This is a genomic window from Streptomyces sp. P9-A4 (assembly GCF_036634195.1).
Lineage (GTDB): Bacteria > Actinomycetota > Actinomycetes > Streptomycetales > Streptomycetaceae > Streptomyces.
Genome location: NZ_JAZIFY010000002.1, coordinates 605,168 through 627,431, shown reverse-complemented (window position 1 = coordinate 627,431; position 22,264 = coordinate 605,168). Strand labels below are relative to the sequence as shown.

The 22,264-nt window shown below is 71.4% G+C and carries 21 protein-coding genes and 3 pseudogenes; 14 read left to right on the top strand and 10 right to left on the bottom strand.

From position 1 onward, the window contains the following. Window positions 1–17: 17 nt before the first annotated feature. The 4 genes and pseudogenes from V4Y03_RS33490 to V4Y03_RS33475 form a co-directional block, all read right to left on the bottom strand. Window positions 18–350: an NAD-dependent epimerase/dehydratase family protein gene (locus V4Y03_RS33490; protein ID WP_332437704.1), complete on the bottom strand. Its 333-nt coding sequence runs from the start codon at window positions 348–350 to the stop codon at window positions 18–20. A 43-nt stretch (window positions 351–393) separates the two neighbouring features. Then, a pseudogene (locus tag V4Y03_RS33485) lies at window positions 394–669 on the bottom strand (NAD-dependent epimerase/dehydratase family protein); the annotation flags it as partial. 134 nt (window positions 670–803) lie between these two features. Beyond that, window positions 804–1,157 (bottom strand): annotated as a pseudogene (locus tag V4Y03_RS33480) (transposase family protein); the annotation flags it as partial. A gap of 95 nt (window positions 1,158–1,252) precedes the next feature. Beyond that, on the bottom strand, window positions 1,253–2,323 hold the full coding sequence (locus V4Y03_RS33475; protein WP_443079919.1) for an MFS transporter: 1,071 nt from the start codon (window positions 2,321–2,323) through the stop codon (window positions 1,253–1,255). Between V4Y03_RS33475 and V4Y03_RS34045 the strand changes: the two genes are divergently transcribed. The 3 genes and pseudogenes from V4Y03_RS34045 (at window position 2,223) to V4Y03_RS33470 (ending at window position 3,181) form a co-directional block, all read left to right on the top strand. After that, complete coding sequence (locus V4Y03_RS34045) at window positions 2,223–2,516, top strand: hypothetical protein (protein WP_442809642.1); 294 nt, start codon at window positions 2,223–2,225, stop codon at window positions 2,514–2,516. The two genes, V4Y03_RS33475 and V4Y03_RS34045, sit on opposite strands and share 101 nt — an antisense overlap. A 294-nt stretch (window positions 2,517–2,810) precedes the next feature. Continuing rightward, window positions 2,811–2,903 (top strand): annotated as a pseudogene (locus V4Y03_RS34040) (IS5/IS1182 family transposase); the annotation flags it as partial. A gap of 110 nt (window positions 2,904–3,013) precedes the next feature. Continuing rightward, the gene (locus V4Y03_RS33470) at window positions 3,014–3,181 is read left to right on the top strand and encodes a hypothetical protein (protein ID WP_332437702.1); all 168 of its coding nucleotides are present in this window, start codon (window positions 3,014–3,016) and stop codon (window positions 3,179–3,181) included. A 45-nt stretch (window positions 3,182–3,226) separates the two neighbouring features. Here the strand turns inward: V4Y03_RS33470 and V4Y03_RS33465 are convergent, their stop codons facing one another. The 3 genes from V4Y03_RS33465 to V4Y03_RS33455 form a co-directional block, all read right to left on the bottom strand. Then, window positions 3,227–3,520, bottom strand: coding sequence for a DUF1330 domain-containing protein (locus tag V4Y03_RS33465; protein WP_332437701.1), 294 nt, complete (start codon window positions 3,518–3,520; stop codon window positions 3,227–3,229). Window positions 3,521–3,635: 115 nt separating this feature from the next. Beyond that, window positions 3,636–5,090, bottom strand: a complete 1,455-nt coding sequence (locus V4Y03_RS33460) for an MFS transporter (RefSeq protein WP_332437700.1) — start codon at window positions 5,088–5,090, stop codon at window positions 3,636–3,638. 26 nt (window positions 5,091–5,116) lie between these two features. Beyond that, complete coding sequence (locus V4Y03_RS33455; protein WP_317875205.1) at window positions 5,117–5,575, bottom strand: MarR family winged helix-turn-helix transcriptional regulator; 459 nt, start codon at window positions 5,573–5,575, stop codon at window positions 5,117–5,119. An 81-nt stretch (window positions 5,576–5,656) separates the two neighbouring features. On the opposite strand from V4Y03_RS33455, the gene V4Y03_RS34035 reads away from it, so the two are divergent. The 4 genes from V4Y03_RS34035 to V4Y03_RS33430 all read left to right on the top strand — a co-directional run bounded on the left by V4Y03_RS34035 (window position 5,657) and on the right by V4Y03_RS33430 (window position 7,992). Continuing rightward, complete coding sequence (locus tag V4Y03_RS34035; protein ID WP_443079913.1) at window positions 5,657–5,839, top strand: hypothetical protein; 183 nt, start codon at window positions 5,657–5,659, stop codon at window positions 5,837–5,839. Beyond that, window positions 5,836–6,381 carry a GNAT family N-acetyltransferase gene (locus tag V4Y03_RS33445; RefSeq protein ID WP_332437699.1) on the top strand — a complete coding sequence of 182 codons (546 nt, stop codon included), beginning with the start codon at window positions 5,836–5,838 and terminating at the stop codon, window positions 6,379–6,381. Before V4Y03_RS34035 ends, V4Y03_RS33445 begins: the two co-directional genes overlap by 4 nt. 133 nt (window positions 6,382–6,514) lie before the next feature. Next, window positions 6,515–7,084 (top strand): HutD/Ves family protein, encoded by a 570-nt coding sequence (locus tag V4Y03_RS33440; protein WP_332437698.1) that lies wholly within the window; start codon window positions 6,515–6,517, stop codon window positions 7,082–7,084. Between the two features lie 737 nt (window positions 7,085–7,821). Next, on the top strand, window positions 7,822–7,992 hold the full coding sequence (locus V4Y03_RS33430) for a hypothetical protein (RefSeq protein ID WP_332437696.1): 171 nt from the start codon (window positions 7,822–7,824) through the stop codon (window positions 7,990–7,992). 120 nt (window positions 7,993–8,112) lie between these two features. Here V4Y03_RS33430 and V4Y03_RS33425 read toward each other — a convergent pair whose 3' ends face one another. Beyond that, window positions 8,113–8,967, bottom strand: a complete 855-nt coding sequence (locus tag V4Y03_RS33425) for an alkaline phosphatase family protein (RefSeq protein ID WP_317875774.1) — start codon at window positions 8,965–8,967, stop codon at window positions 8,113–8,115. A 116-nt stretch (window positions 8,968–9,083) separates the two neighbouring features. After that, the gene (locus V4Y03_RS33420) at window positions 9,084–11,210 is read right to left on the bottom strand and encodes an alpha-galactosidase (RefSeq protein ID WP_332437695.1); all 2,127 of its coding nucleotides are present in this window, start codon (window positions 11,208–11,210) and stop codon (window positions 9,084–9,086) included. Between the two features lie 178 nt (window positions 11,211–11,388). Between V4Y03_RS33420 and V4Y03_RS33415 the strand changes: the two genes are divergently transcribed. The 7 genes from V4Y03_RS33415 (at window position 11,389) to V4Y03_RS33385 (ending at window position 20,506) form a co-directional block, all read left to right on the top strand. Further along, on the top strand, window positions 11,389–12,579 hold the full coding sequence (locus V4Y03_RS33415) for an ROK family transcriptional regulator (protein WP_332437694.1): 1,191 nt from the start codon (window positions 11,389–11,391) through the stop codon (window positions 12,577–12,579). A 120-nt stretch (window positions 12,580–12,699) separates the two neighbouring features. Then, window positions 12,700–13,983, top strand: a complete 1,284-nt coding sequence (locus V4Y03_RS33410) for an ABC transporter substrate-binding protein (protein WP_317875771.1) — start codon at window positions 12,700–12,702, stop codon at window positions 13,981–13,983. 14 nt (window positions 13,984–13,997) lie between these two features. Beyond that, window positions 13,998–15,032: a carbohydrate ABC transporter permease gene (locus V4Y03_RS33405; RefSeq protein ID WP_332437692.1), complete on the top strand. Its 1,035-nt coding sequence runs from the start codon at window positions 13,998–14,000 to the stop codon at window positions 15,030–15,032. Window positions 15,033–15,039: 7 nt separating this feature from the next. Further along, on the top strand, window positions 15,040–15,885 hold the full coding sequence (locus V4Y03_RS33400) for a carbohydrate ABC transporter permease (protein ID WP_317875769.1): 846 nt from the start codon (window positions 15,040–15,042) through the stop codon (window positions 15,883–15,885). A gap of 128 nt (window positions 15,886–16,013) precedes the next feature. Next, a complete protein-coding gene (locus tag V4Y03_RS33395; protein WP_317875768.1) occupies window positions 16,014–17,957 on the top strand; it encodes a glycoside hydrolase family 5 protein in 1,944 nt (647 codons plus the stop codon). 123 nt (window positions 17,958–18,080) lie between these two features. Beyond that, on the top strand, window positions 18,081–19,835 hold the full coding sequence (locus V4Y03_RS33390; protein ID WP_332437690.1) for a glycoside hydrolase family 35 protein: 1,755 nt from the start codon (window positions 18,081–18,083) through the stop codon (window positions 19,833–19,835). A gap of 11 nt (window positions 19,836–19,846) precedes the next feature. Next, window positions 19,847–20,506: an HAD family hydrolase gene (locus tag V4Y03_RS33385; RefSeq protein WP_317875766.1), complete on the top strand. Its 660-nt coding sequence runs from the start codon at window positions 19,847–19,849 to the stop codon at window positions 20,504–20,506. A 64-nt stretch (window positions 20,507–20,570) separates the two neighbouring features. Here the strand turns inward: V4Y03_RS33385 and V4Y03_RS33380 are convergent, their stop codons facing one another. Further along, the gene (locus V4Y03_RS33380; RefSeq protein WP_332437689.1) at window positions 20,571–22,199 is read right to left on the bottom strand and encodes a flavin monoamine oxidase family protein; all 1,629 of its coding nucleotides are present in this window, start codon (window positions 22,197–22,199) and stop codon (window positions 20,571–20,573) included. Window positions 22,200–22,264: the final 65 nt, after the last annotated feature.

Sequence of the window (22,264 nt, the reverse complement as noted above, 5' to 3'; positions counted from 1 at the left end):
CACCGGGTGAGCACACGCTAGGCGGGCGGGGCGACCCCATGGCATGGAGCCGCCCCACACAAAGAGGGCCGCACACATGGCGACCGTCTCCACGCCGGGCTGTCCTGCTGTCCCAGTGCCGGGCTGTCCCGGTGCCGGCGGAGTCGTCGAACGAGCGCCACCCGTGAGGGCACGGTGTGTGAACATGTCCGACCGCTGCCGGGGCCGTAGACGGTGAAGTACTGCAGGGCGACGACGCCGGTCGGGCAGTGGGCCTGCGTGGAGTGTGCAAGGCGGAGCCGCTCCTCGGCGAGCTTGGTGACCGCGTACGGGGACGCCGGCTGGGGTCGGTCCGTCTCCCACGTTCGCACCGCCGTCGGTGGCGCCGTAGACGCTGGGGGACGATGCGACCACCAGCGGGGGAACGCCCATGGGGGCGACGGCGTCCATGACGCGATGGGTCCCGAGGATGTTCGAGGCGACGTAGTCGCTGCACTTCGGTCCCCAGGAGGGGCGTACCCCGGGGATGTCGGCCAGGTGGAAGACGGCGTTCGCGTCCACGAGAAGCGGCTCGATCGCACAGCTGAGCAGGTCGGCGGTGACGTGCATGTAACCAGGGAGGCCCTGCAGAGCGGCGAGGTTGGCCGCGGCCGTGGGGTCGTTGGCCGGGTCGCGCCGGTCGACGCCGATGACGATGGCGCTGGCCTGGACGAGGGCGTGTGCGAGGTGGGAGCCGATGAAGCCGGGCGGCGCCGGTCCCGACAGCCCGACGCGGGACGGCGGCGGTCAGGTGGGCGGGCGAGCTCTGTGAGCCTTTTCCAACCTCACGCTGACGCGTGGTGATGGACGAGGACGGCCTGGACGATCGCGGTGATGCGGTTGGTGCGGCGGCGGAGCTTCCGCAGGAGGCGCCAGCCCTTCAGTGTGGCCATGGCCTGCTCGCCGAGGCAGCGGATCTTGGCGTGCGTGCTGTTGTGCCACCGCTGCCACCGCTTGAGGCGACGGCCCCGGATGGGTACCTGGATGGAACCGCCGGCGCCCTGATACGCCTTGTCGGCCCAGCACTCGAGGCCGACCGCGGTGAGTGCTTCGACGATGCCGTGGGTGCGGGCGGCGGTCAGGTCGTGGGTGGAACCAGGCAATGCGGGCGAGGCCCGCAGCAGCCGCCCGAAGGGTTCACCGGGCCGGCCCGCCGAGGCGGGCGCGACCGGACGAGAGGGCAAACGCCGTGGGTCACGTGCCGAGGAGGATGGCCGCACCTGACACGGTGTGGTTATGAAGCCTTGGGCCAGGGGAACCTCCCCGCCCGGTGGGCCCAGACCACCAGCACCATCAGGCCGGCTGCCAGTCCGCCCAGCACCATGACCGTCGAGGGCGAGGAGTGGTCGAGGACGGCCCCTCCGACCAGGGCCCCGATGGAGATGGTGGCCTGGAAGGAGGCGGTGAAGAGGACCGAGGACGCCTCGGGGGAGTCGGGCGAAGCCTTGGCGAACCAGGTCTGCGAGCAGACCGGCACGGCTCCGTAGGCGACGCCCCAGACGATCAGCAGCGCCACCGCTCCCACGTCCGACCGGCCGAGGACCGGGAGGAGCAGAGTCGCACCGGCGATCAACGCGGCGGCCGCGGTGAAAGTGGCCCGCGGATAGCGCCCCACAGCTGATCCACCGAGGAAGTTGCCGGCGATTCCGGCTGCTCCGTAGACGAGCAGATAGACCGTGATGAGACCCGAACTCACATGGGTCACCTGCTCCAGGAAGGGGGTGACGTACGTGTACGTGCCGAAGTGAGCGAGCACGACGAGGAAGGTCATCACCAGGGCGAAGCGGGTGTTGACGCTCCGGAGCATGCCGCCGAGGACGTTGAGGCGTGTCGCCCGGGCGGAGGGGAGCGGCGGGACGACCAGGAGCAGCAGGGCGAGGACGCCCAGCGTGAAGCCGCCCATGACGAGGAACGCCGTCCGCCAGCCCGCGATGTCACCGATGAAAGTGCCCAGCGGTACCCCGAGTACGGAGCCGAGCGGTACCGCGGAGAAGATCACCGAGGTCGCGCGGCCTACGGATTCGGCGGGCACCAGCTGGTCGGCGAGCCCGGCTCCGATGGACCAGAAGCCGCCGATGGTGACCCCGACCATGACGCGGGACACCAGGACCAGCCAATAGTTCGACGCGATGGCGGCCAGGAAATTGGCCAGCGCCAGCAACAGGATGAACACACCCAGCATGACCCGTCGGTCGATACGCCCAGTGGCCACCGTGACCAAGGGTGCTGAAACCGCGGCCAGGAATCCTGGCATGGTCATCATGAGACCAGCCATTCCGTCCGAGATGGTGAAACTCGATCCGATCGAGGTCAGCAGGCCGATCGGCAGAATTTCAGTGGTGACGATCGAAAAGATCCCCAGCATCACCGAAATCACAGCCAGCCAAGAAGCCAAGGCCGTGCGATCCGGCGGTACAGGAGATTGGACAGAAGTGGTGGTTGCTGTGGACATGAGTCCCGTCCTGAGTTGGGCATCGCATGCAGAGTGTGACCACTAGTCCAGCAGGAACGGGCACCATCCTCTGGCAGATTCCCGACAGCAACAACCAGCCCCCAACCAGAGCGGGATGCCGCAGTCCGCTCATGGAGTCACACCGTCACTTGTTGCTGCAGGCCAGAGAACTGCTGCGGAGCCCGGAGCGCTGTGCCCCAAGGGCCACAGCGCGCCCTGGAGCCTGAGCCTTTTCTGACCTGACGGTTCTGGCCGCGTGTTGGACGGATCTACGGAACGGCGAAGCTCTCTCGTAGACGGGTTCTCGACCACGATCGCCCGCAGCCACCAGGAGCTTCGTGTGCTTGTCTCCCCGTCGTCGATCGACCTGTCCAGTCGCACCCTGCGGTACCTGACCGGACGACTCGCTGCCCGGCGAGGGGAGATCGGGACCGCTACCTCGAAGAACGCTTCGCCCGAGCCCTGATCCGCACCACTCCGTCCCGCCCCGGAGGCACGTTCTGCTTCTCCAACATCGCGACCCCGAACCCCCACGCCGCCCTGATGACCCACATCGGCCGCTGGAACCTCGTCGAACGCACCCCCGCCGACGTCGAGGCCGACGTCCGTGCCGCCGCGCCGCCGGGAACCGTCGCCGGACTGGACAGCACCGCCGATGCCACTGGCCTGACGCTGTTCGCGACGGTGCGGCGCGCTGACGAGCCGGGGTGATCCCCGCAGTCGGGTTCGTCTTCGTCGCTGACGCGGCCTCGATCGTCAGTCGAGGCCTTCGATGATGCGGAAGTCGCGCTCGACGCCGTCAGCAAGGGCGGCCAGCGCCTTCTGGTAGGCCGCACTCGCATGTGCGGCGACCGCCTGTTCGAAGCTGTCGAACTCGATCAGGACGGTGCGCTCGGCGATTCCGGCGTCGTGTGCGACGACCCGGCTGTCGCGGGCGAGCAGCCGCCCGCCCGCGGCCTCGACTGCTGGACCAGCCAACTTGTTGTAGGCAGCCAGTTTGTCGGGGTCCGCAATGGTGCGGTAGGCGCTGACCCAATAGCCCTTGCTCACGGTACCTCCTGTGTTGTTCGGAATTGATGCTCAGAGGCATGCTCAGATCCATGGCCGGCGCGCTGTGGGTCAGCGAGCCGACGGAGACGGCGTCGAAGTCGGACGGCTTCGATCCTCAGGTTCCGGTTCGACTCGACCGGCCCAGGCCCGGGACACCGACTGGGGCTGTGATCGGATTGGTCTCGGGTGAGCGTCGGAGGGCGAGGGCGAGGCTGACCATTGTCGTGATCGCCATCGCGGCGACGCCGACCAGCGCCGCGGTCGTGTAGGCGTCGTCGTTCGGGAAGAGGCGGCCCGTGGCGGTGCCGGCGGCCAGGACCAGACCGCCGATGGCGCTGCCCAGGGAGTACCCGACGCTGCGGACGACGTAGTTGAAGCTCATGGCGCTCGACGTCTCGCTCTTGGGAGTGACGGCCAGGATGACGCCGGGCATGGCGGCCGAGAAGCTGCCGACGCCGAAGCCCAGCACGCCCATGGCCGCGAGCAGTTCGGCCAGGTTGGACCGGGCGGTGGCGAACAGGACGAACCCGCCGCCGACGATGGCGGCGCTGCCGGCCAGGAGCAGGGGGCCGTCGATCCGTTCGCGGACCCGCGGCGTGAGCTTGCCGGCGAGGAACCCCAGCACGGAGAACGGGATGAGGACCAGCCCCGCCACGAAGGTGGTCAGTCCGAAGCCGTAGCCGGCGCTGTGCGGCGTCTGCGCGTAGCGGGTGATGAGCGTGAGCAGGAGGTACATGCCGCTCCCGCCGACGAACATGGCGATGTTCGCCCCGGCGACGGCCGGGTGCCGTACCGCCCGGACGTCGACCAGGGGCGTCTTGGTTCGCAGTTCGGAAACGGTCCAGACGCAGAGCAGGAGTACGGCGGCGACGGCAAGGGTCACCGCCACGGCGAGGTGTCGGCTCCACAGGCTCCTCTCGCCGGCCAGGAACAGGAAGAGGAGCAGTCCACCCGCCAGGACGAGCGCACCGGCCACGTTCACGTGAGCGGAGCGGCCTTCGGGAGCTGCGGGCATGGAGCGCCACGCGGTCACGAAGGCGATGGCGGTGACGAGCAGGCCGAGGCCGTAGGCGGCCCGCAGTCCGCCGAACTCGGCGAGCAGCGCGGCCAGCGGGTAGCCGACGCCGGCTCCGATGATGGACACCACTGAGATCAGGGCGATCGTGGCCGCGCTGCGCTCCTCGGGAAGATGGTCGCGGGCCACGCCCATCATCAGCGCCGTGAGACCGAGTCCGACGCCTTGGGCCGCTCTGCCCACGAGCAGCCAGGCGAACGGCAGCGGCAGCACGGTGAGCGCGCTGCCGACGACGACGATCGCCAGCGTGGCGAGAATCGTGGCCCGCCGGTGCGGACCGGCTCCGAGCCGGCCGAGGACGGGTGTGGCGACGGCGCCGCTGAGCAGGGCGATGGTCAGCGTCCACTGCGCGCTGTCGAGGGAGACGTGGAACGTGGTCGCCACGCTGGTGATGAGCGGCGTCCCGAGGCTGGCGACTGCCGCCACGACCAGGGCGATGAACAATAGGGCGGGGACCAGCAGACGTGCCTCGGAACGTATCAGGGCAGTGCTCATGGGCTGGTCATGAGCCTGGGCCGCGGTCACCGGTCCGACTCCTCTCGGGCGTGGCTTTCGAGCTCCGCCAGATGCAGCAGCGCCGGAAGGGCTGCTGCCAGGGCCTCGACCTCGTCACCGGTGAGTTCGTCGACCAACCGCGCGTACGCGTCGACGCCCGCCTGGCGTCGCGTCCGGACGTACGACGCGCCGGCCTCGGTCAGGCACACCAGCGTGACCCGCTTGTCGGACGGATCGCCCTTCCGCTCGACCAGCCCGGATTCCTCCATCACCCGGACCAGGACGGTCATCGCGGGCTGGGTGACGCCCTCGGCCACCGCCAGATCGGTGATCCGTCGCGGGCCGGTCTTGTCCAGGGTGGCCAAGGTGGCGGCGGACGTCAGGCTCATGTCGCGGGGAAGGCGTCTCACGGCCCTGGTGGCCAGACCGTAGAGGGCTGACCCGATGGCATCGGAAGCGCCGTGCGCGGCGTCTCGGCGACTCATGCCTGAAGCATAGCGATTTTATATGAATCCTTTATGCATCTCCGGTCAGGGTTCGTGGGTCGCACGGACGAGGAGATCCGCGTGGCGCGCGAGGCCTGGATGACGGGTGGTCGCTTCGGTGAGGTGAAGGGCTACGACGGTGAGCTGCTGGACGCCCCGGAGGTCCCGCCGACCCAGCTGAAGGCGCGAGGGAGCGCGCTGACCCTCCGGCCGGTCGTATTCGGTCGACACGCTGATCCCGGTCCGGTTGGCTGGGTGGCATGACAGAGCTGCGAACCGATCGTCTTCTGCTCCGTCGGTGGCGGGAGTCCGACCGCGAACCGTGGGCGGCGATGAACGCCGATCCCGAAGTCCGGGAGCACCTGGGGGAGCTGCTGACCCGGGAGCGGAGCGATGCCGTGGTGGCTGCCATGCGGGCCGACTTCGAGGCGCGCGGTTTCGGGTGGTGGGCGCTGGAACTGCGGGAGACCGGTGAGTTCATCGGCCGCGCAGGTCTCGACCGGGTGGGCACGGACATGCCGTTCGCCGGGGTGGACGTCGGCTGGCGACTGACGCGTGCGGCGTGGGGTCACGGTTACGCCACCGAGGCCGCTCTGGCCTGCCTGGCTTTCGGCTTCGAGGCCCTCGGGCTGCCGGAGGTGCTGGCGACGACGACCGTCCACAACCTTCGCTCCCAGGCGGTGATGCGCCGGATCGGCATGACCCGCGACCCGGCCGACGACTTCCAGGATCCGAGCGTGCCCGAGGGACCGCTCCGCCCGTGTGTGCTGTACCGGATCTCCCGCGAGGACGCTCATGGCCTGTGACACCCGGCGGGGCACGGCCCTCGGCGAGGCCGCATAGACTTCGTCCGCCGCTCACCGGCGTGGGCGACCCACCCCTGAAGCGGTCTGCCTGGGTGGGGTCCGCGCCCCATCGCACGCAGCACAGGAGCCCCGGATGAACCACTTCGACGTCGAGACGCTGACGGCGGGCCGGTGGCGCAATGGTGGGGGCGCCACCCGGGAGATCGTCTCGTGGCCGGTGGGTGCCGAGGGGTTCGAGTGGCGGGCGAGCATCGCCGACATCGACCGGGGCGGGCCGTTCTCGGAGTTCCCCGGGGTCGACCGGACGCTGACCCTCCTGGCGGGCGACGGCGTGCGGCTGACCTCCGCCGGCGCGTTCGACCGACTGCTCGTACGCACGGGCGAGCCCTTCGAGTTCTCCGGCGACCTCGCGCTCTCCGCCGAACTGCCGGGCGGAGCATGCCGGGTGCTCAACATCATGGTGCGGCGGGGCCGCTGGACGACCCGGGTGGAGCGCGTCGCCGGACCGGTCGACCCGCCCGTCGGGCACGCCGGGGTGTTCCACGTACTGCGCGGGCGCTGGCGGACGGGGGCCGAGGGGCGGGTCATGGCCGCCGGCCAGGGCATGTGGTGGGGCGCGGACGACGCCGCGCCGGACCGAGCGGCCACACCCCTCTCACCCGACGCCTCCGCGCTGTGGGCGGATGTCGCGCCCGTGGGGTGAGTACGTGTCGACCGACGGGCGCGGCCGTGTCACCGCCCTCGGCGGGCCGGTCGGCGGTGCGCCGCACCCACAGCCGGTACCGCGCCGCGGTGAAGCCGACGACGCACGCGACACGGGTGGCGGCCGGCCACGCCGACGACGGCTGCGATGCGTCCGGCGATGAGGGGCGTGAACAGGCGGTCGCCGACTCCTCGGAGCGGGCGCCGATGAGCCGTATGTCCGCCAGGTGCCAGGTGCCAGGTGCCAGGTGCCAAGGGGCCTCCGGTTCGGGCAGGAGCCGGACGGTCGCGTGCAGCCCGCGGTGCGCGGCGGCGACCCGCAGGCCGAAGAGGGCGGCCCCGCAGCCGAGATGGAGCGCGTGGTGGTCGGGGTCCTCGCGCGGCATCTCGCGAGAGGGGTCGCCGTGCAGTTCGAGGACGTCCGAGACCGCGCGGTGCACGAAGGCCCACGGCTGCGCGTTGTGCTTCGACGGCGCGGTCACGGCATCGCTCGCCGAGCGACTTCAGAGGGTACGGGTGGAGGCGGCGGCCAACACAGTCGGTCCTGTCTGTGAGGTCACCGCGCGCACTCGTGGACGCTGCGGGCGGAGGGACCGGGACGGGTCCCGTCCCGTCCTGTCCTCGGGCGCGGACGCCCGGTCGACGACGGGCGCACCTGTCCGAGTGCCGCCCTCCCGGCGGTGCGCCGCCCGCTCCACCACAATCCGTCGAACGCCGCCGACCGGGGGAGGGCCGAACGTGAGCGACGACCGCGTCGGCATGCCGCCGAGCGCAGCCCGCAGCGGGCTGCGCGACCTGACCGAACGCGCCCGATGCCTCGGCGGTGACCTGTCGGTCCGTACGCGCCCCCGGCCACCCGGCGGCACGGTCCTCGAATGGCGGGTCCCGCTCCCCGCCGACCGGGAATGAGATGTGGCTCTTGACCGTCTTCTCGGACAGGTGGAGCCGCTCGTCCTCCGGTGGCTTCGCCGAGGAACGCCGTCGCGGGCGGCCGGCCCCGTCAGGACACCGGCCGCCCTGAGCGGCGGGTCACGCCGTGAAGGCGGTGCCGTCCAGCGTCCAGTGCGGGTCCGGTGCGATGCCGAGTGCCGTGTAGACGTGCGCGGCGACATCCGCGTGGTGGAGGGTCTTCGGGGCCGTTTCGGGCGTCAGGCCGGGGCCGGACGCGGCGATCCAGGCCGTGCGTTCCACGTCGCTGCGTCCGCCGTGGCCGCCCTCGTCGCGGTGGCCGTGGTCCGTCACCACGATGACCGTCCACTGCTCGTCCGCGTGGCCGGGGCGCTCGCGCACCGCGTCGAGGATGCGTCCCAGACGACGGTCCGCCGCCTCGATCGACCGGCGGTACTCCACGTCGCAGCCGAGGAAGTGGGCGGTCTCGTCGACGGCGCCGAGGTAGACGAAGCCCGCGTGCAGCTCCTCGTCCAGGCCGAGCAGGTGCTCCGCCTCGGCGGTCACCCGCTCGTCGACCTCCTCCCACGCCTCGGGGGTGTCCTCGCGGGGAGCGACATAGCCGAGCCGGGTGGGGGCGACGAAGAGCGGTCCGCCCTGCTGCGCCATGAAGAGCGGCGCCCATCCTCCGACGGCGAAGGTCCGCAGCCCGCACTCGGCGGCGAGGCGGGTCGTGAAGTCGGGGAAGACGTCGAGCCGGTTGCCGTCGAGGCGGTTGGCCCACACACCGTGCTTGGTCACGCCGACGCCGGTGACGATCGTGGTCCAGCACGGGCCGGACATCGTGGGGGTCACGGCGTCCACCTCGACCGGTGCGAGGAACCCCGCGCGGGCGATGCCGTCGAGGTGGGGGGTGTCCAGTTCGGGGAGCAGGTCGAGGCGTACGCCGTCGATGCCGATCACCAGTACGCGAGCGGTGTCCGTGGCGGTGTTCATGGTCCGGTCCAGAGTGTCGTAGGGAGAGGATGGGGAGGCGTTACGGGGGCAGGGGTTCGCGAGGTGTGCGGCGGCCGGTGGCCCGGCCGCCGCACACCCGTGGGCGGGCGTCCTGCTCAGGGAGCGACGCGGCGGAGCCGGATCAGGCCGCTGGCGTAGTCGCCCGAGGGAAGCCGCGGGTCGATGCCCTGGCGGACCAGGACCGCTCCGCTGTGCACCCGGTCGAGATCCAGGTCGAGGTAGTGCGCCTCGGGGTCGAGGGCCGGCAGCCGCACCGGGACGGGGCGGTGGCCGAAACGGGTCGCGGGGCGCCAGACGAGGACCGCGTGCTCGCTGTCGTCGGGCGCCGCGTAGTGGACGGCGGTCACCGGTCCCGGCGGGGTGACGCGGTACTGGTGTCCGCGCTGGACGAGCGGGCGGATCTGCTTGTAGAGGGCGACGAGTTCGGCGGTCTCCGCGAGCTCCTCGTCGGACCAGGACGTGAGGTCCCCGCCGAGTCCCAGCGCGCCGGCCATGGAGACATGGAAGCGGAAGCGCAGCGGAGTCCGGCGGCCGGTGGCGATGTTGGGGCTGTCGGTGACCCAGGCGGCCATGGCCTGCGCGGGGAAGAGCTGGCTGAAGCCGTCCTGGATGCCGATCCGGTCGACCGGGTCGGTGTTGTCCGAGGTCCAGGCCTGGTCGGTACGGGCGAGCATGCCGAGGTCGACGCGCCCGCCGCCCCCCGCGCACGCCTCGATGCGCAGACCGGGATGCGCGGCGCGGAGCCGGTCCATGATGCGGTGGACGGCCCGGGTGTGGTCGATCCAGAGGCGGTCGGGGTCGGGGTGGCCCTCCCAGCCGGCCTCGGTGAAGGCCCGGTTGGCGTCCCACTTGAGCCAGTCGACGTCATAGTCGGTGACCAGACCGTCCAGGGTCTTCAGCGCCCACTCCTCGACCTCGGGGCGGGCGAAGTTCAGCACGAGCTGGTTGCGGAGCTCCGTCGCGTCGAGCCGGGGGGAGTTCAGGACCCAGTCAGGATGGGACCGGTACAGCTCGCTGTCGGGGTTGACCATCTCCGGCTCCACCCAGAGCCCGAAGTCCATGCCCAGGCGGTGCACCTCGTCGGCGAGCGGACGCAGCCCGTTGGGGAAGGCCTCCGGGCGGGGGGTCCAGTCGCCGAGTCCGGAGCGGTCGTCCCGGCGGGTGCCGAACCAGCCGTCGTCCAGGACGAAGAGTTCGGCGCCGACGCGGGCGGCCAGGTGCGCGAGCCGGATCTGCCCGGCCTCGTCGACGTCGAACCCGGTGGCCTCCCAGGAGTTGTAGAGCACCGGCCGGTCCCGCTCGGGTTCCGGCAGCACGTGCCCGCGTACGTACCGGTGCCAGGCGCGACTGGCCCCGCCGAAGCCGTCGGGGGAGTACAGACCCGCATACGTCGGGGTGCGCAGGCTCTGGCCGGGCCGCAGCGTCCAGCTGATCCCCTCGTGGCCGAAGCCGCCGGTCCAGGTGGTGCGGCCGACCGGGTCGCGGTGGACCGTGACGCGCCAACTCCCGCTCCAGGCGAGTGCGGTGCTCCACACCTCGCCCCGGTCCTCGGCCGCGGTGCCGTCGTCGACCGCCAGCCAGGGGCTCGCGTGGTGCCCGGTGATCCCGCGCCGGCTCGTCAACACGGTCTCGGCGACCGGGAGTCGGTCGCGCCGGAGCTGGAACTCGCTGTTCCAGCCGCCGACCAGATGGCTGAGCCGGTAGTCGGGCAGCGGGGGAGCGGTCCAGGACGCCGAGTCCAGCCGGTCGACGGTGACCGGGTCCGCGGGGCCCTCCGCCTCCCCGGTGTGGGTCAGTACCGTCCAGCGTTCCACCACGTCCGAGTCGGGCCGTACGCGGTAGTGGAGTTCGGCCCGCAGGGGGCGGTGCCGGTCCTCCAGGACCAGCCGGAGTTCCCCGTCGCCGAGGGTGTGGCCGGCGAAGCGCCACTGGGCGCCGCGGGTGCCGTCGGCGAAGCGGACCTGGAGCCCGGCGGGGCCGAAACGCGCCCCGGTCTGCGGCGCGAGTTCGTCCGGGGCGGCGTCGGCCTCGAAGCTGCTGTCGGCGGGGGAGACCGCTTCGGGGAGCGCGGCGAGGGCGAGGGTGTCGAGCGGCGCACCCCAGTACAGGTGCCGGGGGCTGCCGTCGGAGCCGACGCGCAGCGCGTACAGGCTGTTCGGGGTACGCAGGACCGCGAGACCGAGTTCGGGGTCGAAAGTGACGGGCGGGAGCGTGGCGAGCACGGATGGTCCCCTGACGTGCGGTGGAGTAACAGGCTTGGTTCCGGGGCCGTATGCGGCGATGACGGCGCCTTGAGCGGCGGCGTCCCGGAGTGGGCACGGAGGCGGCCTTGAGCGTAGGGCGAACCCAACTCGTAAATCAATACTGGAAGAAGTTATTTATTTGCTCTACGTTTCTAGCGTGTTTCGACCTCCCCCGCAGCCCTTGGTCAGCGCACCCGCCGAGACCGCGGTGCTCGCCCTGCTCCTCGCCGAAGGACCGCTCAGCCGAGTGGAACTGGCGCGGCGCACGGGACTCTCCTCGACCGCCGTCACCAAGGCCGCCAGGCCCCTCATCGACGACGGCTACCTGTACGAACTGCCGCCGGAACGCACCGCACCCGGTGCGGGACGGCCGGTCAACCCGCTCGCGGTCGATCCCGACCGGGAGTACTTCATCGGGCTGAAGATCAGCGTCGACCAGCTCTTCGGCGCCGTCTGCGACCTGCGGGCCGGCGTCCGGGCCACGGCCGTACGCCCCCTCGGCGCGTGCACCCCCGAGGCCGTCGCCGCCCTCGTCGCCGAGCTCGTCGACGAACTCCTTGACAGCGGACCGGGTTTCCGGGACCGTACGCGTCACCTCGGTGTCGCGGTCAACGGGGACGTGGACCGCGACGGCGGCCGGCTCCGCCACTCAGGACTCCTCGGGTGGCGGGACGTACCGCTCGCCGAACTGCTCACCGCCGCCACCGGTCTGTCGGTCACCGTCGAGAACGACGTCCGGGCCCTCACCGTCGCCGAGCACTGGTTCGGCGAAGGCATCGGCACCGGATACTTCGCGCTGGTCACCATCGGCGCCGGTATCGGATCCGCCCTCGTCGTCAACGGGCGCCTGCTCAGGGGCGCCTACGGAGTCGCCGGTGAGGTCGGGCACATCTGCGTCGACCCGACCGGTCCTCGCTGCCGGTGCGGGGCCCGCGGCTGTGTCGAGGCGATCGCCTCGACCGACGCGATCCTCGCCTCCGTCCGCCGCGCCACGGCGGACGGGAACCTCACGTTCGACGAGGTCGTCCGGATGGCCCGCGACGGCCACGAGGCGGCGCGCGAGGCCTTCGCCCGAGCCGGGAACGCCATCGGGGCCGGCATCGCCGCACTGGTCAACGTCGTCGGCCCCGAACGGGTCGTCGTCAGCGGTGAAGGGGTCGACGCCTACGACCTGGTCGGCCGTCACATCCAGGACGCGTACGCCGCACAGGTCTTCGGCACCGCGGCCCGGTGCCCGCTGTCGCTGCGCCCGCTCCCCTGGGAGGAGTGGGCCCGCGGCGGCGCGGCCGTGGCCATCCAGGCACTCTTCCCGCAGTACGCGGCCACTCCCACGGTCGGCGTCGGCTGAATCCCCACAGCCGTCACGTACGACTCCCTGGCCGTCGCCCTCCTCTGCCGGCAAGCACTGACGAAGGCGCCGGCCAGGTAGCACATCCGCCCAGCACACACCCTCACAGAAGGACGGGACATGAGCGCACGCAGAACCGAGCTTAGCCGACGAGGATTCCTCACGGGATCTCTGCTCGTCGCCGCCGGAAGCGTCCTGAGCACCGCCTGCAGCACCGACCCCACCGGCGGCTCCGCCTCCGGGGCGAAGACCACCCTCAACGTCTGGTACCACGCCTACGGCGAGGCGGGCACCCAGCAGGCCGTGCTCCGCTACGCCACCGCCTTCACCAAGGCCAACCCCGACATCGCCGTCAAGGTGACCTGGGTCCCCGGCGACTACTCGAGCAAGCTCAACGCGACCCTGCTCACCGAGGCCGCCCCCGACGTCTTCGAGATCGGCGACTTCAACGAGAACCTCGCCCGCCGGGGCCAGATCGCCGCGATCGACGACGTGTACGGCAGCGCCAAGAGCGACTTCAACAAGAACGCCGTCGAATCGGTCGGCGTCAACGGCAAGCTCTACGGCGTCAAGATGATCGACGACGTCATGATGCTCTACTACCGCAAGAGCGTCCTGTCGAAGGCCGGGATCAAGCCGCCCACCACCTTCGACGAACTCGTCGCCGCGGCGAAGGCCCTGAGCACCAAGAAGAGCAAGGGCCTGTTCGTCGGCAACGACGGCCTCGGCGACACCGGGACCCTCGCCGTCTTCTCCAACGGCGGCGACCTCGTGACCCCCGACGGCAAGGTCGCGTTCGGCTCGGCCCAGGCCCTCGAAGCGCTGACCGGCCTGAAGCGCCTGCACGACGACAAGTCGCTGCTGCTCGGCTTCACCACGGACTGGGGTGACCCCTCCGCCTTCACCCAGGGTGTCGTCCCGATGCAGTGGTGCGGCCTCTGGGCGATGCCCGCCATCAGCGAGGCGCTCGGCGACGACTTCGGTGTGGTGCCCTGGCCCGCCTTCAAGACCGGCGCGGCCCCCGTCGTCCGCGTCGGCGGCTGGACCAGCTGCGTCAACGCCAAGGGCAAGAACATGGCGGCGGCCAAGAAGTTCGTCCAGTGGCTCTGGGTCCAGCAGTCCGACCTGCAGAAGGACTTCGCCGAGAGTTACGGCTTCCACGTCCCGCCGCGTGTCTCCGTCGCGGCCACCGCGAAGAAGCTCTCCACCGGCGCGGCCAAGGAGTCCGTGGTGCTCTCCCAGAAGTACGGGAAGCACTACCCGGGCACCTGGGACACCGCCGTGAGCAGCACCTTCAACGCCGCCGCGGCGAAGATCGTCGCCGGTGACGGTGATCCGGCCGGCCTCCTCGCGGACGCCGTCAAGAAGGCCCAGGGCGAGATAGACAAGCAGCGCGGCGCGTGAACCCGGTGACCGACATGACACAGAAGCCCGGGAGGGCGGCGGACTCCGGTCCGCCACACGCCGGCGGGTCACCCGACGCCGCCGGATCACACGAGGGCCGGACCCGCTCCGGCCGGTCCCGCTCCGGCGGCGCCCGTCCGACGCGTCCCCGCGTCGGACGGTCCGGCTGGACCGCCTTCGTGGTGCTGACGGCGCCGACCCTGATCGGACTCGGCGTCTTCAAGTACGTCGCGATCGGCTGGAGCTTCCTGCTCAGCCTCAGCGACGCACGCGGCACCATCGCCCTCGGCAGCTGGGTCGGACTGGAGAACTACCGGACGCTCCTCGCCGACGAGGCCTTCAGGGGTTCCCTGATCCAGATCCTGGTGTTCACCGCCTTCATCGTGCCGGTCACCTTCGCCGCCTCCCTCGGACTCGCCCTCCTCGTGCACCGGGTCCGGCGGGGCCGGGCCCTGCTGCGCACCACCTTCCTCATCCCGGCCGCCGTCTCGTACGTCGCCGCGTCCCTGCTGTGGAAGATGTCGCTGTTCAACGGTCTGCCGGCGGGCATCGCCAACACGATCGGCGGATGGTTCGGAGCGGAGCCCGTGGCCTGGCTCCAGTCCACATCGCCGCCGCTCTACTGGGTCGTCCTCGTCACCCTGCGCCTCTGGCTCCAGGTCGGCTTCTACATGGTGCTCTTCCTCGCCGGCCTCCAGGCCATCCCCCGAGAGGTCAACGAGGCCGCCGCGCTCGACGGCGCCACCGGACTGCGACTGCTGACCAGGATCACCCTGCCGATGCTGCGGAACACCTCCGTCGCCGTGCTGATGCTGCTCTTCATCGCCGCCTTCCAGGCCTTCGACGAGTTCTACAACCTGTTCAGCATCGGGCTCTCCGGAGCCGGTACCGCCCCCGTACAGACCCCACTGGTCCACCTCTACAACACCGCGATGGGCAGCCAGAACTACGGCCTCGGCTCCGCCGGAGCCTTCCTGCTCACCGCCGTCATCGTCGGAGTGACGCTGGTACAGGGACGGTTCACCGGATTCGGCAGGAGCGGAGAGTGATACGCGCATGACCACCCTGCCCGGACTGTCCCGAGCCGGCCGCCTCCTCACCCGAGGCCTGCTCATCGGCCTGCTCATGACGGCCTTCCTCGCGCCCTTCTACCTGATGCTGCGCAACTCGCTCATGGACTCCCGGAGCCTGACCGCTCCGGAGTGGACGTGGTGGCCCTCCACCATGCACTTCGAGAACTTCACCGAGCTGTTCGGCGACCCCGCCGTCTCCATGGGCCGGGCGCTCGGCAACTCGCTGCTGATCGCCGGCATCACCGCACCCGTCTCCACCCTCCTGGCCTCCGCCGCCGGCTACGCCCTCGCCCGGATCCCCGTCCCCGGACGAGGCGTCCTGCTCGCCCTGGTGGTGGCGACCCTGATGATCCCCGGCTCGGTCACCTTCGTGCCGACGTTCGTCGTCGTCGGCTCCATGGGAGGCGTCAACACGCTCTGGGGCATCATCGTGCCCGGCCTCTTCAACCCCTTCGCGGTCCTGCTGTTCCGCAACTTCTACCTGCAGTTCCCGACCGAGATCGAGGAGGCCGGACGGCTCGACGGCCTCGGCTGGTTCGGCCTCTACCGCAGGATCGCCCTGCCCAGCTCCGGAGCGATGCTGGCCTCGCTCGGCGCGCTGTCCTTCATCGACAGCTGGAACTCCTTCCTGTGGCCCCTGGTCATCGGCCAGGACCCCTCCGCCTGGACCGCGCAGATCGCGCTGTCCACCTTCCTCACCGCGCAGACGATCAACCTCCCGGGGCTGTTCGCCGGGGCCGTCGTCACCATCACCCCCCTGGTCGTCATGTTCCTGGTCGCCCAGCGCTACATCGTCGAAGGCATCGCCACCAGCGGCCTCAAGGGCTGACCCCCCCGGCAGTCCGGGGCCGGAGCGCGAGCCCGAGGCCCCGCGGCCGGCCCCCCACGCCCCCAAGCCGCTCCATCGGACCGCACCACGAGAACAGCTCATCCCCCCTCCACAACCAAGGAGACACCGTGCCACCTCGCACACTGCTCCGACGCGCGACCTCGGCCCTGGCCGTACTGTCCGCGCTGCTCCTCGGCACCCCCGCCGCCGCCTCCCCCCTCCAGGCCGCAGCGGCCGAGTCGGTGGCACCCCCCGTCCCCCTGACCGGGCCGCAGCTCGCCGCGTCCTGGACGGCACCGCTCAGCACCCGGGGCCGCTGGATCGTCGACGCCGACGGCAACCGCTTCAAGCTGAAGTCGGGCAACTGGGAAGGCGCCCAGGGCACCTGGAACGGCAGCGGCGACATCAACGACGACGCCAACCACACCCACGCCATCAACGCCCACGACATGCCGCTCGGCCTCGACCGGGTCCCGATGGCCACGATCATGGCCGACTTCCACCGCCTCGGCCTCAACAGCATCCGGCTGCCGTTCTCCAACGCCCTCGTCCACAACACCACCCCCGTGCCGGACGCGGCCGTCGCCGCCAACCCGCAGCTGAAGGGGAAGACCCCCCTCCAGGTGCTCGACGCGGCCATCGCCGCACTCACCGCCGACGGCTTCGCGGTGATCCTCAACAACCACACCACCACCTCCCGCTTCTGCTGCGGACTCGACGGCAACGAGCGCTGGAACAGCAGCCAGACCACCCAGCAGTGGGTGGACGACTGGGTGTTCCTGACGAACCGCTACAAGGCGAACAAGCGCGTCGTCGGCGCCGACCTGCGCAACGAGGTCCGCCGCGACACCTGGGACAACCCCAACTGGGGCTGGTACGACGACCACGACCTCTACGCCGCGTACGAGCAGGCCGGGAACAAGATCCTCCAGGCCGACCCGGACATGCTCATCATCATGGAGGGCATCAACTGGTCCGGCATCCCGCTCGACGGAGTGGAGCACGGCCGTCCCCAGCTGAAGCCGGTGGCCAACCTCTCCCACACCCTCATCCGGTCGGACAAGCTCGTGTACGCCGCCCACTTCTACGGCTACACCGGCCCCGCCAACACCGGCGCGGGCAGCGGCCCCGGCTCCACCAGCGACCCCCGCTACGAGGACTTCACCCCCGAGCAGCTCGCCCAGGTGGTCGACTCGGAGGCGATCTTCGTCACCCGTGACGGCCAGCACTTCACCGCCCCGGTCTGGATCAGCGAGTTCGGCGCGGCCGGCCGCGGTTCGACCGACACCAAGGAACAGACCTGGTTCCACCGGTTCACCGACATCCTCGTCGCCAACGACACCGACTTCGCGATCTGGCCGCTCGTCGGCTGGACCGACGCCTCCGGCGCCCAGATGGACAACTGGGCCCTCATCGGATACGGCGCCAACGGCGCCCGCCAGGGCATCCAGGACGGCGGCGACTGGCGCGCCGACGACTGGAACCGGCTCGTCACCACCGGCAGGACCGGACCCGTCGCCCCGGTCTCCCGCTGGAACATGCTCGACCTCGACCACACCGACTACAACGTCTCCGCCACCATGCTGGCGAAGCCGGACTGGTCCCCGGGCAACCGCAAGGGCAACTGCCCGGACACCCAGCGCCTGGTCGGCATCGCCCGCAGCGACAGCCGAGGGCTGTGCACCGACGCCGGCCAGCCGGCCAAGGCGACCGGCCCCTGGACCGTCGTGACGGACGAGCGGTACGTCACCGGAGGCGACTGGGCGAGCGGCTACAACAAGCTCCAGTGCCCCGACCGCACCTTCGCGGTCGGCTACAGCGTGCGCTCCAACGCCATGTCGGCCCTGCTCTGCGCACCCGCCACGGCCTCCCTGCCCACCAACGGCCGCACGCTCTGGTTCAACAGCGCCGACAACCGGCCCGCCACCGGCGGCTCGACCGCCAGTGACTGGGCGCCGGGCTACTACAAGGGCCAGTGCGGCGACGGCGAGTACATCGCCGGTGTCGCGTTCACCTGGAAGTGGAACCACGGCGGCGTCCCCGACGCGCTGCTGTGCCGTCCGCTCGCCTAGAGCCTGACCTGTCGTGCCGGTCAGACCGCCACCCGGCGGCCTGACCGGCACGTCCTCTCTCCCCCCATGTCCCCCCACGCCCCCGACGGAACCCACCGATCCGCCCCTAGGAGCACCACCCCTATGTCCCGACTGGAGATCGCCGACGACGGCTTCCGTCTAGACGACCGCCCGTTCCGGATCATCTCCGGCGCCCTGCACTACTTCCGCGTCCACCCGGACCAGTGGGCCGACCGTCTCCGCAAGGCACGGCTGCTCGGCCTCAACACGGTCGAGACCTACGTCCCGTGGAACGCCCACGCACCCCGCAGAGGCGAGTTCCACCTCGACGGCGGCCTCGACCTGCCCCGCTTCCTCGACACCGCCGCCGCCGAAGGACTCCATGTCCTCCTCAGGCCCGGCCCGTACATCTGCGCGGAATGGGAGGGCGGCGGACTGCCCTCCTGGCTGCTCGCCGACGAGGACCTCGTACCGCGCAGCCACGACCCCCGCTACCTGAGCGCCGTCGACGAGTACCTCGGCGCCCTCCTGCCGCCCCTCCGCCCCCACCTCGGCAGCAACGGCGGACCGATCATCGCCGTCCAGGTCGAGAACGAGTACGGTGCCCACGGCGACGACACCGCCTATCTGGCCGAGCTCGCCGCCATGCTGCGCCGCCACGGCGTCGACGTGCCCCTCTTCACCTGCGACCAGCCCGCCGACCTCGCCAGGGGAAGCCTCGACGGCGTCCTCGCCACCGCCAACTTCGGCAGCCGCGTCGACGCCGGGCTGGCCGCGCTGCGCGACCACCGGCCCCTGGGCCCCCTGATGTGCACGGAGTTCTGGATCGGCTGGTTCGACCGCTGGGGCGGCATCCACGCCCGCCGCGACCCGGCCGACGCCGCCGCCGCGCTCGATGAACTCCTCGCCGCCGGCGCCTCCGTCAACATCTACATGTTCCACGGCGGCACCAACTTCGGCTTCACCAACGGAGCCAACGACAAGGGCACCTACCGCCCCACCGTCACCTCCTACGATTACGACGCCCTCCTCGACGAGGCCGGTGACCCCACCCCCAAGTACGCCGCGTTCCGCGAGGTCATCGCCCGCCACGCGCCCGTGCCCGAGGAGCTCCCGCCCCCGGTCGCCCCCAAGACCGCGTACGGCCCCGTGGAACTCACCCACACCGCCGGCCTCCTCGAACAGGCCGACGCCCTCGGCGCGCCCAGGACCGCCGACCGGCCGCTGACCCTGGAAGAACTCGGCCACCCCTTCGGATTCGTCCTCCACGAGACCGACCTGCCCACCGCGGGACCGGTGCTCCTGCACGCCGAGCGGGTCCACGACCGCGCCCAGGTCTTCGTCGACGGACAACCGGTAGGCGTCCTGGAACGCGAGAACCACGAGCACGCCCTCGCCTTCACCGTGCCCCGCCCCGGAGCCCGTCTGTCCGTCCTGGTCGAGAACCAGGGCCGTGTCAACTACGGACCCGCGATCCGCGACCGCAAGGGCCTGCTCGGACGGACCACGGTCAACGGCACGGCGCCGGACGTCTGGCACAGCCGCGCCCTGCCCCTCGACGACCCGGACGCCGTCGTCCACCGGCCCCACGACCCCGCGAGGCCGCCGGTCGGACCGTCCTTCCACCGGGGCACGTTCACCGTGGACGAGCCCGCCGACACCTTCCTCCACCTCGACGGCTGGACCAAGGGCCTCGCCTGGATCAACGGCTTCCCCCTGGGCCGCTACTGGTCCCGGGGCCCCCAGACCAGCCTGTACGTCCCCGCTCCCGTGCTCAGGCCCGGAGCCAACGACCTCACCGTCCTCGAACTCCACGCCTCCGCCACGCGCCATGTCCACCTGCGCGACACACCCGACCTCGGCGCCACCGAGGAGTGAAGGAACACCCCGTGCACACCGAACTCCAGGCGGTCCTCTTCGACATGGACGGCACGCTCGTCGACACCGAGCGGCTCTGGCGCCAGACGGTCGAGGAGGAGGCCGTCGCCCTCGGGCTCGCCCTGACGGAAGCGGACCTCTCGTACGTCCTCGGCCGCGCCGTCGAGGACTGCGCCGCGCACCTCGCCGACCGCGCCCCGGGCGGCGCGGAGCAGGCCCTGCTCGGCGAGTCCCTCGAACGACGCTTCGCCGAACTCGTCCGCCTGCAGGTCGTCCCCCTCCCCGGGGCCGTGGAACTCCTCGCCGCCGCCCGCGTCGAGGGCGTGCCGGTGGCGCTGGTGTCCGCGTCCCCCCGGTCGGTCGTGGACACGGTCCTCGACACGCTCGGGCGGCACTGGTTCACGGTCACCGTGGCCGCGGGCGAGACCCCGCGCACCAAGCCGTTCCCCGACCCGTACCGGGCCGCGCTGACCGCCCTCGGCACCGACCCCGGCTCGTGCGTCGCCGTCGAGGACACCCCGACCGGCGTCGCCTCCGCCGAGGCCGCGGGCTGCCATGTGGTCGCCGTACCCTCGCTCACCCCTGTCCCCCCGGCACCGCGCCGGACCGTCGTGCGCAGTCTGCTGGACGTGGACCTCGCGCTGCTGCGACGGTTGGCCGCCACGCGGTGAGAGACAGGGACGAATGAAGGCCGGGGCCCCCGAGGGGGTCCCGGCCTTCGTCATCGGGCGGCCGTCAGCTCGTCGGCACGACGCCCAGGTCGGTGAGGACCTCGTCCGCCACGCGCATCCCGGAGTCCGCGCCGCCCTCCATGTACCCCGCGGCGTACTCGGAGGTGTGCTCGCCGGCGAAGTGGGTGTTGCCCTGCCGGACGCCCTCGTAGCCGCCGTACACATGGGAGTACCCGGTGGGCAGGCCCGAGTACGAGCCGTAGGCGTACGGGTTGAGCGGCCAGGCGGCCAGGGTGGCCCGTCCCGTCCAGTGCCCCGTGATGCCGGGGAAGACCGGTTCGAGCTGGGCGAGGGCCGTCCGCGCGTACTGGGCGACCAGCGGGTCCGCCGCCGTACGGAACGGCGTGGACGGGGTGAAGTCGTCGGCGTGGGAGCCGCCCGCGTACACCGTCAGGATGCCCTGGGAACCGGACTGGGCCCGGCTGGAGTCCCACGAGGTCTGGTACCCGGTCTCGGTCATGGTGCTGCCGCTGGCCAGGCCCCACGGTCCGGCCGTGTTCCACGGACGGCCGTCGAACTGGAGCGACATCTTGACGTTCCGGCCCATCCGCATCGCGTTGATCGAGCCCAGCTTGCGGCTGTCGAAACCGGCGGCGGACAGGTCGAGCCGCTGGAGGACGCCGACGGGGAGCGCCAGCACCGTGTGGTCGGCGGTCACCGTCCGCGTACAGCCGTCGGCGGTGAACGTCAGCTGCTGCCGGCCGCCCGCCGCGGCCGTCACGGATCTCAGCCGCCAGCCCTGGCGGACCGTGCCGGCCGGCAGGGCGGCGGCGATGGCCTGCGGGAGCTGCTGGTTGCCGCCCCGCAGGTGGTACCGGGTGTCGCTCTCCCCGAACAGCGCGAAGGTGTTGGGCGCCGGCTGGTAGCCGAGCATCCCGATGATGCCCAGCGCCGAGGAGGAGCGGGTGTCGGTACCGAACTCCGTGGTGTACGCGACGTCCAGCAGCTTCCCGAAGCGGGAGCCGTGACCGCCGGGCACCCGGGTCTCGATCCAGTCGTAGACGCTCATGTTCGACAGCGCGACCGCACCGGGGCTGTTCGCGGCGTTCCACGCGACCGGCCACTCGAAGGAGGCCAGGTCGCGCTGGATCGCCGTGCGCACCCCCTTGAAGTCGTTGCTCGCGGCGGCGTACGAGTAGTAGCCGCCGCCGAAGCGGTAGACCTCGGTGGATCCGGCCGGCTCGGCGGCCTTCAGGTCGTCCAGCGGCAGCCCGAACCGCTGGGCCAGCTGCTGCATGAGGGTGTGCCCGGTGTCGATGAGCTCACCGCCCCACTCGGACACCTGCCCGGCCGCCCAGTAGGCCCCGGCCGGCTGGGTGAACATCCGGCCGCCTACCCGGCTGTCGGCCTCGTAGACGGTGCAGGCGATGCCGTGGTCGGCGAGGCGCAGGGCCGTCGTCAGACCGGCGATGCCCGCGCCGATGACGGCGACCACGGGAGGTGTGGTGGCGGCGGCCGGCCGGGCGGCCCCGACCGTCGTCACGGCCGCCAGTCCCGCGCCCGCGGCGAGCCCGCCGAGCAGGGTGCGGCGGGAGAGCCCGCCGGCGGGCGGGGCGCCGACGGCGGGGGACGGGGCGGAGAGGTGCTCGGCGGCGATCCGGCGCAGCATGCGGGCCGGTGCGGTTCGTGCCATGAACGGCTCCTTCCAAGGGGGGACGGTTCCCTGGGGATTCCATGAGGGAGGGGAACCGCAGCGGC